This is a genomic window from Zobellella endophytica, assembly GCF_003012775.1.
GTDB classification, from domain to species: domain Bacteria; phylum Pseudomonadota; class Gammaproteobacteria; order Enterobacterales; family Aeromonadaceae; genus Oceanimonas; species Oceanimonas endophytica.
The window spans coordinates 104,558-117,042 of the sequence record NZ_PXYG01000008.1; the positions used below are offsets into that span (position 1 = coordinate 104,558).

The window sequence follows — 12,485 nt, forward strand, 5'->3', positions numbered from 1 at the left end:
ATCATTCCGATGCCAGAGCAACAACAGGATCCAGCCGCGCCGCCTTGCGGGCGGGCAGCCAGCCGAACACCAGGCCGGTGGCGAAGGCGCAGCCGAAGGCCAGCAGCACCGGCGCGGGCGAGAAATACACCGGTATCTCGAAGGCGGCCAGCACCGCCGCCGCCGCCAGACCCAGCACCACGCCGATGGCGCCGCCCAGGGCCGACACCACCAGCGCCTCGGTGAGAAACTGCTGCAGTATGTGGCGGGTGCGGGCGCCGGTGGCCATGCGGATGCCGATCTCCCGGGTGCGTTCGGTCACGCTCACCAGCATGATGTTCATCACCCCGATGCCGCCCACCAGCAGCGAGATGGCGGCGATGGAGCCGAGCAGCCAGGTGAAGGTCCGGGTGGTGGCCGAGACGGTGTCGATGATGGAGGACATGTTGCGGATCTGGAAATCCTCCACCCCGTGGCGGGCCAGCAGCAGCCGGTGGATCTCGGTTTCGGTGTCGCCGATGCGGGCCACCTCGGCCACCGACACCGTGATGTTGCGCAGGAAGCGCTGGCCGAACAGCCGCAGGCCGCCGGTGGTGTAGGGCACGAACACCACGTCGTCCTGATCCTGGCCCCAGGGCGAGGCGCCCTTGGGCGCCATCACCCCGATCACCTGGAACAGGATGTTGTTGACCATCACGTACTGGCCCAGGGGCTCGGTGTCGGGGAAGAGGGCGTCCACCACCGACTGGCCCAGCACCGCCACCGTGGCGTAGCTCTGCTCGTCCTCTTCGGTAAAGAAGGTGCCCTGGCTCAGCGCCCACTGGCGGGCGGCGGGGAAATCGGCGGAGGTGGCGTTGATCTCCGGGCTGTGGTCCAGGTTGCCGAAGCGCAGGGTGGCGGAGCCGCCGATCTCGGGCACCGCCGCGCTCACGTTGGCCAGCTCCCGGACCGCCTGCATGTCTTCCGGCACCAGGGTGGAGGTGGCGCGCCGGCCCCACTGGTTGGGGGCGCCGGGGCGCACCAGCAGCAGGTTGCTGCCCATGGCGCTGATGCTCTGCACCACCTGCTGCTGGGAGCCGTTGCCGATGGCCAGCATGGTGATCACCGAGGCTACCCCGATGACGATGCCGAGCAGGGTGAGGGCGGCGCGGAACAGGTTGCTGCGCAGGGAGCGCAGGGCGGTGCGTACCGCCTCCAGCAGCTCGGCGGCGAGCGAGCCGGCGGGGCGGGGGCGGGCAGGGGCGGCGCCGTCCTCCCGTGCCGTGGCCGGGCCCGGATCGGCGAGGATGCGGCCGTCGCTGATCTCGATGATGCGGTCGGCCTGGGCCGCCACCTTGGGATCGTGGGTGATCAGGATCACGGTGTGGCCCCGGCGGGCCAGCCCGGTGAGCAGCGCCATCACCTCGGCGCCGCTCCTGCTGTCGAGCGCGCCGGTGGGCTCGTCGGCGAGGATGATGTCGCCGCCGTTCATCAGCGCCCGGGCGATGGACACCCGCTGCTGCTGGCCGCCGGACAGCTGGCTGGGCTTGTGCTCCAGCCGGCTGGCAAGGCCCAGGGTGGAGAGCAGTTGCTCCGCCCGGGCCCGGCGTTCGGGGCGGGACAACCCGGAGTAGATGGCCGGCACCTCGACGTTCTCCCGGGCGCTGGCGCCGCCCAGCAGGTGGTAGCTCTGGAACACGAAGCCGAAGGTGTCCCGGCGCAGCCGAGCCAGCTCGTCGCCGCTCAGGCTGGCCACGTCCCGGCCCTGCAGCCGGTATTCGCCGCCGCTGGGCTGGTCCAGGCAGCCGAGCAGGTGCATCAGGGTCGACTTGCCCGAGCCGGAGCTGCCCATGATGGCGACGAACTCGCCCTTGTTGATGGTGAGATCGATGCCGTGCAGCACCCGGGTGGCCAGCTCGCCCGCGCCGTACTGCTTGGTGATGCCCCTGAGTTCTATCAATGGTGAGCTCATCAGAAGCGCATCCTCATGCCGGGCCGGCGTTCACCGCCTTCGGCGGCGACCGGTGCCACGTTCAGCACCACCTGCTCGCCGGTGTCCAGCCCGGACCGGATCTCGGCCTGGATGCGGTTGCTCACGCCCACCTCGACCCGGCGTGTTTCAAGCTTTCCCGCCGCCGTAAGCACCTGCACCTCGGCCTGGCTGCGATCCCGGCGGTCCGGGAAGGCCAGCGCCGACATGGGCACCAGCCGGGCGTCCTCCGCCTCCGCCAGCACGAAGAACACCTGGGTGGTCATCTGCGACATCAGCCGGCCCCGGGGGTTGTCGATGTCGAACAGGGCGTTGTACAGCACCACGTTGTTCTCCACCACCGGCGTGGGTTCAATCTTGCGCAACTGGCTGTACCAGCGCCGGTTGGGATCGCCGAGGGTGGTGAAATAGACCTTCATCCCGGGGCTCAACTTGCCCACGTCGGCCTCGGACACCTTGGCCTGCACCGTCATGGTGGCCAGGTCGGCGATGCGCATCAGGGTCGGCGCTTGCTGGTTGGTGTTCAGGGTCTGGCCCTGGCGGGCCTCAATGCTGACCACGGTACCGTCCATGGGGGCGTAGATGCGGGCGTAATCCAGGTTGGCCTCGTCGGCGCGCAGGCTGGACTCGGTCTGGGCAATCTGTGCCTTGAGCGCCTCCACCTGAGCCTCGGCCGAGCGCAGGCCGGCCTCGGCGCTCTGCAGCGCCTCGCGGGAGGTGGCGTTTTCCGCCATCAGGTTCTGCTGGCGCCGGTGCTGGAGGCGGGCCAGGGTGAGCTGGGCCTCCCGGTCCTTGAGCTGGGCCCGCTGGTTGCGCAGCTGGGCCCGGCTGGCGTCCACCTGGGCCAGGTAGACGGTGGGATCGATCTCCGCCAGCAGGTCGCCGGCCTCGACCCTGTCGCCCACCTCCACGTGAATGACCTTGAGCTGGCCCGACACCTGGGCGCCCACGTCCACGTAGCCGCTGGGTTGCAGTATGCCGGTGGCGGTCACCTGGTCGATCAGCTCGCCCTGCTGTACCGCCACCGTCACCGGCGCCGCGGCGCCGTCGTCGCCGAGCAGGCGGTCGGAAAATACATAGAGGCCGGGCGCCAGTAACAGCGCCAGGCTCAGCCCGAACAAGGTGGTTCTTTTCATCGATAAGCCCTGAGAGAGTCCGGGGGCCCGCGGCCCCGGCGGTAACCTGATATGAGGGTATTCAAACAGCGAATTGTCGCTAAAGTGTGTCAAAGTCTCACAGGCTGACACTTCTTCACCGGCGTTACGGCTCGCCGGCGCGGGAACATGAACAATCAGACGGCGGACTTCACCCTGGACCAGGCGCTGGAACTGCTGCTGGCGCGGGCCCTGGCCGGGGACCGATCAGGCCAGGTTCAGCAGGCTGCGGGCGTCGGCCTGGGCGGCCTTGCCGTAGGTTCCGCTGATCACCCGGTTTCGGAGTGCCATCTGGCCCTGGGTCGTCTCTTGCGTGACCGCCGAGGCCGGCGCTTCGCCGCCGGGCCCGGGCGTAGGGCCTGAGCCGTTGTCCTGGCCGGTGGCGGCAGTCCGGGTGGGGTCGGCCGATTCCAGCAATTCGGCCTGGGCCGTGCGAATATGCTGATCGGCACGGGCGGCGGCGGCCTTGTCGGCGCCGGACGGCTCGGCCGGCGCCAGCGCCGCCGCCCTGACCTGCTGCATCTTGTCGATGGTGGCCCGGGGATCGCCGGGAACGGGGGAAATGTCGATCTGCACCTCGCCGCCCACCGCGTACTGCTTGCCGTCGGGGCCGGTTTCAAATTCATAGCTGGGGGCGCCCGCGTACTGGCCGCCGACGCTGGCGTGCAATTGTTCGTGAATGCGCACTTCCCGGTCCCGCTGTTGCAGCTCCTGCAGTTGTTGCACTTCCTCGACGCTCATTTCCTCGCCGGACGGCTTGGTCGGCCGGGCGGACTCACCGTCCTCTTCGGTGGTTTGGCTATCCTCGGCCTCGGGATCCACCGCCGGCCCGGTGGCGGCCTGCTCCCGGGCATCGGTGGGCTCGCCGCTCCGGCGACCGCGTGCATCGTACAGCCCGGGCTCGTCCGGGCTGTCGGTCTGCTCCCGGCGCGGGTCGGAGCCGGCAAAGGCGTCGGCCTGTTCGGTGGCCGGGACGCGCTCGCGCTGCTCGTTGTCCCGGCGGATCGGGCCGGTGGCGGGCGGAGCCGGGATGAAGGCGGCGTCGTTGAAGGAGGTGCCGATCTGCATCGTCTAGACCCGGATATCGATCAGGGTGCCCAGCATGGCGTCGGCACTGCGGATACTGTTGACACCGGCCCGGGCCTGGAGCTCGCCCTGTTTGAGCTGGACCAGGCTGTCGGTCGCGGTTTTCCGGCCCGCATCCACGAACCGATCCGGATTGACCTCGGGCGCGGTGTCGGACTGGTTGGCGACCCGGTTGAGGTGCTGCCGGCTGATATTGACCGAGGCTTCGGCCACGCCGTCGGCGGCGCGCTGGTAGCCCTGCAAGCCGGCGGAGAAAGCGGATTGAATGTTCATCGGGCCTCGCATGGGGTTCGTTCGGGACGTTTAATTATTCACCATAACGGCCGGGGAGGAAAGGCCGGGCGCGACAGGGCCCGGGTTCCATTTTCTGCAACAGCATGTTTCAGCAACACGGCTGTAAAAGAAAAATGATAACGATTATCATTGCTTCCTCAGGTTTGCCGGTCACCCCGACCCGCTTATCGCACGTATCGCTTCCTCCGCAACGCGGTGAAGCGCGGGAAGCCGCTTGCCCGTTTGCGCGCATCCGCCGCGGCCGTGCCGGGCGACCCGGCCGCGCGGCCCGGGGGAGCACCGGTATCGAAAACGGAACAGCAGATAACTTTGTCATCAAGGAGTCAACACCATGTCCGAGCCTTCCAACGCTCCCCTGCCTTTCACCAGGAATACCCTGACCAGGGCGCTGGGGCTGGCACTGCTCACCGCGGGTCCCGCCGCCGTGGCCGAGGACTACACCGCCCTGGATACGGTGGTGGTCACCGCCGCCGGCTTCGAGCAGAACATCGCCGACGCCCCCGCCAGCATTTCGGTGATCAGCCGGGAGGAGCTGGAGAAGCAGTCCTATACCGATATCACCGACGCGGTGAAGAACATTCCCGGTGTCTACGTGACCGGTGGCGGCAAGATGCAGGACATCAGCATTCGTGGCATGGCGCCGAGCTACACCCTCTACCTGGTCGACGGCAAGCCGGTGTCCGCCGGGCGCGCGGTCAATACCAACGGCTCCGACGGCGGCAAGCAAATCGCCCTGCCGCCGATCTCGATGATCGAGCGGATCGAGGTGATCCGCGGCCCCATGTCTTCCCTCTACGGCTCCGAGGCGATGGGCGGGGTGATCAACATCATCACCCGCAAGCCGGAGGAAACCTGGAGCGGCAGCATCAGCACCGAGTACACCAAGTCGTTCAACGACATCAACAACGACGCCCAGCAGGTCAGCCTGTTCGCCGGCGGCGCCCTGATCCCGGGGCTGCTCGGCGCCCAGCTCAACGGCAGCTGGCAGGGCACGGATGAAAGCGACTTCGTCGGCGCCGACGACTCGGCGGCCAGCACCCCGGAAGGCCGGCGCAAGAAGGGCGGCGTCAAGCTGATCCTGACCCCGGACGAGGCCAACGAGATCGGCCTGTCCTACGATACCGCCGCCCTGGACGAAAGCAGCACCCCGGGCAAGAGCGTGGCCGCGACCGCCACCGGCTCGGACACGACCTTCCACAAGGACGTTTACGTGCTGTCCCACGACGGCCACTACGGCGACCTGCAGCTGAGCAGCTACCTGCAGCACGACGTGTCGGAGCGGGTGCAGGACAGCACCAAGAAAGAAGAGGTCAGCATCTTCAACACCCAGGCCAGCTACTTCATGGGCGACCATGTGCTGACCTTCGGCGGCCAGTACAAGTACGAAGACTTCACCGACGAAACCAACGGCCTGCTCACCAGCAACGTGCCCGGCGCCGTGGCCCAGGTGGACCGCTGGATCGCCGCCCTCTACGCCGAGGCCGAATGGTCCCTCACCGACGAGCTGAACCTGACCACCGGGCTGCGCTACAACGACGACGAGCTGTTCGGCGGCCACCTGTCGCCCCGGGTCTACGCCACCTACCATCTGACCCCCGAGTGGACCTTCAAGGGCGGCGTGTCCACCGGCTACAAGCAGCCGGGGCTGGCCGAGGCCACCGAGGGCTTCGGCCGCGGCACCGGCGGCGGCGGCTCCCCCGCGCCCCATCCGCGCGCCCTGATCATCGGCAACCCGGAGCTGGAGCCGGAAAAGAGCACCAGCTACGAGGCGGGCTTCGTCTACAACAGCCACCAGCTCGGCCTGAGCAGCAGCCTGATGCTGTTCCGCACCGACTTTAAGGACAAGATCGCGGAAGACCGCCTGTGCGAGACAGATACCGATGGTTCTAACACCAACAGAGACAATGTCGCGGCCTGGAGCTGTAATTTTCAGGGAACCAATTACTACTTCCTGAGCACCCGCAAGAACATCGGCGAGGCGATGATGCAGGGGCTGGAGCTGACCCTGGATTACGACTTCACCCGGGATCTGCGGCTGAGCTCCAGCTACACCTATACCGAGTCCGAGCAGCAGAGCGGGGAATTCCAGGGCCAGCCGCTGAACAAGGTGCCCGAGCACATGGCCAACGTCAGCCTGGACTGGCAGGCCAGCGATACCCTGGACTTCTGGGTGCAGGGCAACTACCGGGGCGAGACCAGCGACTACCTGAGCCGCACCAGCATGTCCGAGGGCACGCCGAGCTACACCCTGGTGGATGTGGGCCTGGTGTACCAGCTGGCTGCCAATACCAGGGTCAAGGCCGGCCTCTACAATGTCGCCAACAAGAAGGTCACCAACGACGACTATGAGGTGGTGCTGGACGGCCGCAGCCTGAACCTGGGCCTGACCGTCGACTTCTGATCCTGCCCGGTGGCGGCCCGATGCCGCCGCCGATACCGCCCCAGGCGCCCGGCCCTCCGGCCCGGCGCCTGTTGTTTTTGGGGTGCCCTGCAAAGTTAAATGATAATGGTTTTAGAAACCATTATGGTTATGACTTAAAAAACCGGCCGGAATGGAGTAGTATCGGCTCCATCCGGGTGTTCCGTTATCCGGAACAGCAGCCCCGGGGTTGCAGCTACTTCCACCCGGCGCCCGTCATCACCGGATGACCACTACCGGGCGCCATTGAGTCGATGGTTTGCCGATGCACGATTTACAGGAACTGGAAGGGTTTACCGCCGTCATGCGCTGCGGCAGCCTGACCGAGGCCGCCCGCCAGCTCTGCGTTCCCAAATCCACCCTGAGCCGCCGCCTGAGCCAGCTGGAAGAGCGGCTGGGCCAGCCGCTGCTCAACCGCCAGGGCAACCGGCTGCAGGCCACCGAAGCCGGGTTGCTGTTCGAACAGTACAGCCGGCAGATACTGCGGCTGGCCGAGCAGAGCCGGCAGGCGATGGACGATCTGCGCGAGGAGGTCAGCGGCGAGCTGGTGGTGCGGGTGCATGCCTGCTGCAGCCGGGGCTGGTTTCCGCTGGCGCTGGAGCGCTTTCTGGCGGATTACCCGGGTATGCGCATCTCGCTGCACACCGAAACCCGGCCGCCGGCGCCCGGCGAGGGGCAGGGGGAGATCTGGCTGTGGGTGGGCCGGGATCCGGAATGTGGCCTGCGCCACGAGGTGCTGAGCTACTGGCAGTGCGGCCTGTACGCCAGCCCTGCCTACCTGACGGCGCGGGGGCAGCCGGGCCATCCCCGCGAGCTGGCGGCCCATGCCTGGGTCGACTGGCTCGGCGAGGCGGCGGCGGGGGTGACCTTCCGGCACGACGCCGAGGGGGAATACGGCTTTCAGCCGTCGCCGTCGCGACTGACCGTCGACAGCCTGGTGCTGCAGATGGATGCCATCACCCGCGGCCAGGGCATCGGCATACTGCCGGTGGCCTTCGCCGAGAGCTACGACCGGTCCCATCCGGGCAAGCTCGCCCGCTGCCTGCCGGGGTGGCGGCTGTCGTCCCGGCCGGTAGGACTGCTGTATTCGTTCGGGCGTCAGCCGAGGAAGGTGGGCGCCCTGCTGGCGCACCTGCGCAAGTCACTGCCGGAAGCCTGGCGCTACCACGAAGAGCAGGGCTGCTAAAGCGCCGATGCTTGGGGCGGGGGTGCGCTCCTCCAAGCTTCTCTGAGGATGTTTCGGTTTAATACCTGTCATCTCCGCGAAGGCGGAGCTCCATGACCGTTTGCACGGGACTCCCGACTTCGCGGGAGTGACCACCGAGTAATACGAAGGTTGGTCAGCCGTATCAGCAGCACAGCCGCTGGCGCTCGGGCCGGTTGCCCATGGTGGCCAGCCGGGCCCGGGCCGGGCCGATATAGCCCTGGTAATGCTGAAAGGTGTGCTGCAATACCGACCGGGCGCCCGCATCCAGTGCCGGCGACAGCCGGTAATAGACCCACTGACCCTCGCGGCGGTCGGCCAGCAGGCCGTGCTGGCGCAGCAGCGCCAGGTGGCGGGAGATCTTGGGCTGGCTTTCGTCGAGGGCGTGGGTCAGCTCGCAGACGCACATTTCCTGCTCGGCCATGATCATCAGCACCAGTTGCAGGCGGGTATCGTCGGACAGGCACTTGAACAGCGCCAGGGGATAGCTTTCGGTTACCACAGGGTTTTCTCCTGACGATCCTGGACCAGCACCAGCAGCTTGATGCGCTCAAAGATTTCATGCACCACCTTGGTGGCCTCCGGCTGGGAGCAGCAGTGGGCGTCCTCGAAATGCCAGGCCATGAAGCGCGCCGCCGGCACGGTTCTGGCGGCGTCTTCCACTTGTTCGCACAGGCTGATGACGATATCGAAATACTGGTCGGAAACCCGGTCCAGCCCTTTGCTATGGAGCCCCTCGGTGTTCACGCTCAGCCGCTGCAGGGCGGCCAGGGCGTTGGGCTCTATATCAGAAGGCTGGAGGCCCGCGCTCATCACCTCGTAGCGGTCGGCGGCAAGGTGTTTGAGCAGGGCCTCGGCGATGGGAGAGCAGACTGCATTGCTGTGGCAGACAAAAAGCACACGCGTCATGACGGAATCGAAGTCCTGAATGATGGCAACATCATATATACGGACCTTCGCATGTCAACGACAACCGGTGGCGCCGTGCCGCCGGATTCATCATGCTGTCATCGAGTTGTGCTCGGTGCGGCGGCCGGGTTGGCTTGACCGGGCCCGGGTGAGGGGTCTTTCATTGAAAAACCGGTGAATTAATTTCGGGCGTAAACGTTTGACCGGCCGACGGCCTGGTGAGCCGGCCCCGGGTTTTTGCTAGACTCCGCCGATTGTTGCCTTGAGGTAAAGACACATGAAGTTTCCCGGCCAGCGCAAGCACAAGCATTTCTTCCCGGTGGAGTCGCGGGATCCGCGGCTGAGCGAACTGCTGCCGGAAAACAAACCGCTCTCCGGCCATATCTGCGGCATCGATCAGGTGCTGGTGGACATCGAAGCCCATGTGGACGACAGCTTCCTGGCCCGCCATGGTCTTTCCAGGGGGCACTCCATGCTGTTGGCGGCGGACAAGGCCGAGGGCATCTACCGGGAGCTGCTCGCTCGGGAACTGATCGTCTCGGAGTTTGCCGGCGGCACCATCGGCAACACCCTGCACAACTACTCGGTGCTGGCCGACGACCGATCCGTGCTGTTCGGGGTGATGAGCGAGAATATCCGGGTGGGCAGTTCGCCCTACCGCTACCTGTGTACCTCTTCCTCCCGGGTGGATCTGAACTACCTGCAGCCGGTGGCCGGCTCCATCGGCCAGTGCATCACCCTGATAAGCCCCGACGGCGAACGCAGCTTCGCCATCAACAAGGGCATGATGGACCACCTTGAGCCAGCCCACCTCGACCAGGCGCAGATCCAGACCGCCTCGGCCCTGGTGCTGACCGCCTACCTGATGCGTTGCGAAGAGCACGAACCCATGCGGCAGAGCGCCCTGCAGGCGGCCGAATGGGCGCGGGAAGCCGGGGTGCCGGTGGTGCTGACCATGGGCACCCGTTTTATCGTGGAAGACCGCAAGGACTGGTGGCAGCAGTTTATCCGCGACCATGTCACCCTGGTGGCGATGAACGAAGACGAGGCCCTGGCCCTGACCGGTATTGCCGACCCGCTGCTGGCCTGCGAACGGGTGCTGGAGTGGGCCGACCTGGTGCTGTGCACCGCCGGAGCCGCTGGCCTCTACCTGGCCGGTTACGTGGATGACGAGCACAAGCGGGAAACCAGCCGGCTGTTGCTGCCCGGCGCCATCCCCGAGTTCAATCGTTATGAATATTCCCGCCCCATGCGCCAGGCCGACTGCGCGACGCCGCTGAAGATTTACACCCATATCTCGCCCTACATGGGCGGGCCCGAGCGCATCAAGAACACCAACGGCGCCGGCGACGCGGCCCTGGCCGCCCTGCTGCACGACATGGCGGCCAATGACCACCACCGCCACAACGTGCCCGGCAGCGTGAAGCACCGGGCCCGGCACCTGACCTATTCCTCCCTGTCCCAGGTGAGCAAGTACGCCAACCGGGTCAGCTTCGAGGTGCTGGTACAGCACTCGCCCCGGCTGTCCCGTGGCCTGCCGGAACGGGAAGACTCGCTGGAAGAAGCCTACTGGGCCCGGTGAAGAGTGCCGGTCTGAAGCAGACCTCACCGCATCGCCTTCATTCGTCATGCCCGCGAAGGCGGGCATCCAGGGGCGGGTGGTACGGAGCCGAACCGGCTTGGCCTCATCCGGCATTAATGGGCTCCCGCCTGCGCGGGGGAGACGGCCTCGTTTGTAGGGGCCGTTGCAACGGACCATTGTGCAGCCGACGCCGTGGTTGGGTCCGATGTAGGGTCCGTTTCAACGGGCCGTTCCGCCACCGGCGCCGGGTTTGGTCCGATGTCGGGTCCGTTTCAGTGGACCATTGTGCAGCCGGCGTCGTGGTTTGGTCCGATGTCGGGTCCACTTCAGTGGACCATTGTGCAGCCGCCGTCGTGGTTTGGTCCGATGTCGGGTCCGTTTCCACGGACCGTTCCGCCACCGGCGCCGGGTTTGTAGGGTCCACTTCAGTGGACCAATCCACTAACGGCCGACGGCGCCGGGTTCGGTCGAATAAATTCGACCCTACAAGCCCCGCCGTAGATCCATATCAATGGACCATTCCGCCACCGCCACCGCCGCCGTGGTATGGTCGACCGAGGTCGTCCCTTGGGACCCGGGGTCACTCGGCGAAGGCCAGATCCCGCAGGAACAGCGCAATCTGCGGGAAGGCGATGATCAGCCCGGCCGCGGCAACCAGCATGAAGATAAAGGGCGGGGTGCCGCGAATGACCTCAATATAGGGCCGCCTGAAGATGGCGATGGCGGTGAAAATGTCGCACCCGAAGGGCGGGGTGGCCGAGCCGATGGCCACCTGCAGGGTGATCAGCACGCCGACCAGTACCGGATCCAGCCCCGTGGCCTGGATCGCCGGGGCGAAGATGGGGGTGAGCACCAGGATCACCACGATGGGATCGACGAACATGCAGGCGATAAAGAAGGCCACGCAGATGGCGATCAGCACGCCCACCGGACCGGCCTGGCTCACGCCCACCGCATCCAGGATGGTCTGGGGGATCTGGGCGAAGGAGATGATCCAGGAAAAGCCGTTGCCCACGGCCACCAGGATAAACACCACGGCGGTGATCAGGCCGGTGGACTTGGCGATACGATAGATGTCGATGGACTTGAGCGAGCGGAAGATCAGAAACTCCAGCACGAACGCGTAGAGCACACACACCGCCGCCGCCTCGGTGGGGCTGAAGATGCCGCCATAAATACCGCCCACCACGATCACCGGGAAAAACAGCGGCCACAGGGCATCCCGCACCGAGCGCCCTCTCTCGCTCCAACTGGCCTTGGGTTCGGTGGGAACCTGGTGTTTATGGGCGTAATACAGGCAATAGAGCGAGAACATCATCAGGATCAGCAGGCCCGGACCGATGCCGGCGATAAACAGCTCGGCAATGGAGGTGCCGGAGATCACGCCGTAGATGATCATGCCGATGCTCGGCGGGATCAGGAAGGCGATGTCGCTGGCGTTGATGATCAGCGCCAGGGTAAAGGAGTCGGAATAACCGGCCTTGAGCATTTTCGGACGCAGCGGGGAGCCGACCGCCACCACCGTGGCCTGGGTGGAGCCCGACACGGAACCGAACAGGGTGCAGGAGGTGGCGGTACTGATCGCCAGCCCGCCCTTGATATGGCCGATAAAGGCCATCACCATGTTGATCAGCCGGTCCGCCGAATGGCCGCGGGTCATGATGTCCGCGGCCAGGATGAACATGGGCACGGCGATCAGGGAGGCGGGGCGGATGCCGGCCATCATCTGCTGGATGAAGGTGCCCATCTGGCCGAAGCCGTCGAACATCATTACAAAGCCGACGACGGCCGCCGTCGTCAACGGGATCATCATCGGAAAGCCCAGCAGCAGGAGCCCGATCATGATGAGCATCAATATCGTTGCCATGTTGAATGCCTTGTGTCGTCTG

General features: G+C 66.1%; 10 protein-coding genes. 3 read left to right on the forward strand and 7 right to left on the reverse strand.

Translation table 11 applies throughout. The features are described from left to right. Position 1 precedes the first annotated feature (1 nt). The 4 genes from C7H85_RS16045 to C7H85_RS16060 form a co-directional block, all read right to left on the reverse strand. Entirely contained in the window at positions 2–1,930 is a 1,929-nt protein-coding gene (locus C7H85_RS16045) for a MacB family efflux pump subunit (RefSeq protein ID WP_106730709.1), read from the reverse strand. Beyond that, positions 1,930–3,084, reverse strand: a complete 1,155-nt coding sequence (locus C7H85_RS16050) for an efflux RND transporter periplasmic adaptor subunit (RefSeq protein WP_106730710.1) — start codon at positions 3,082–3,084, stop codon at positions 1,930–1,932. The genes C7H85_RS16045 and C7H85_RS16050 overlap by 1 nt, the downstream gene beginning before the upstream one ends. A gap of 225 nt (positions 3,085–3,309) precedes the next feature. Continuing rightward, positions 3,310–4,170: a putative metalloprotease CJM1_0395 family protein gene (locus tag C7H85_RS16055; RefSeq protein WP_106730711.1), complete on the reverse strand. Its 861-nt coding sequence runs from the start codon at positions 4,168–4,170 to the stop codon at positions 3,310–3,312. Positions 4,171–4,173: 3 nt separating this feature from the next. Next, positions 4,174–4,461: a hypothetical protein gene (locus C7H85_RS16060; protein WP_106730712.1), complete on the reverse strand. Its 288-nt coding sequence runs from the start codon at positions 4,459–4,461 to the stop codon at positions 4,174–4,176. A gap of 352 nt (positions 4,462–4,813) precedes the next feature. On the opposite strand from C7H85_RS16060, the gene C7H85_RS16065 reads away from it, so the two are divergent. Both C7H85_RS16065 and C7H85_RS16070 read left to right on the forward strand, forming a co-directional pair. Next, on the forward strand, positions 4,814–6,883 hold the full coding sequence (locus C7H85_RS16065; protein WP_106730713.1) for a TonB-dependent receptor domain-containing protein: 2,070 nt from the start codon (positions 4,814–4,816) through the stop codon (positions 6,881–6,883). A gap of 283 nt (positions 6,884–7,166) precedes the next feature. After that, positions 7,167–8,087 carry a LysR family transcriptional regulator gene (locus tag C7H85_RS16070; protein WP_106730714.1) on the forward strand — a complete coding sequence of 307 codons (921 nt, stop codon included), beginning with the start codon at positions 7,167–7,169 and terminating at the stop codon, positions 8,085–8,087. A 163-nt stretch (positions 8,088–8,250) separates the two neighbouring features. Here C7H85_RS16070 and C7H85_RS16075 read toward each other — a convergent pair whose 3' ends face one another. Continuing rightward, positions 8,251–8,607, reverse strand: coding sequence for a metalloregulator ArsR/SmtB family transcription factor (locus C7H85_RS16075; RefSeq protein ID WP_106730715.1), 357 nt, complete (start codon positions 8,605–8,607; stop codon positions 8,251–8,253). Further along, on the reverse strand, positions 8,601–9,014 hold the full coding sequence (locus C7H85_RS16080) for an arsenate reductase/protein-tyrosine-phosphatase family protein (RefSeq protein WP_106730716.1): 414 nt from the start codon (positions 9,012–9,014) through the stop codon (positions 8,601–8,603). The genes C7H85_RS16075 and C7H85_RS16080 overlap by 7 nt, the downstream gene beginning before the upstream one ends. Positions 9,015–9,291: 277 nt before the next feature. Here C7H85_RS16080 and C7H85_RS16085 point away from each other — a divergent pair, with 277 nt between their 5' ends. Further along, entirely contained in the window at positions 9,292–10,596 is a 1,305-nt protein-coding gene (locus tag C7H85_RS16085; protein WP_106730717.1) for an inosine/guanosine kinase, read from the forward strand. Between the two features lie 580 nt (positions 10,597–11,176). On the opposite strand, the gene C7H85_RS16090 is transcribed toward C7H85_RS16085, so the two are convergent. Beyond that, entirely contained in the window at positions 11,177–12,463 is a 1,287-nt protein-coding gene (locus C7H85_RS16090; protein WP_106730718.1) for a TRAP transporter large permease, read from the reverse strand. Positions 12,464–12,485: the final 22 nt, after the last annotated feature.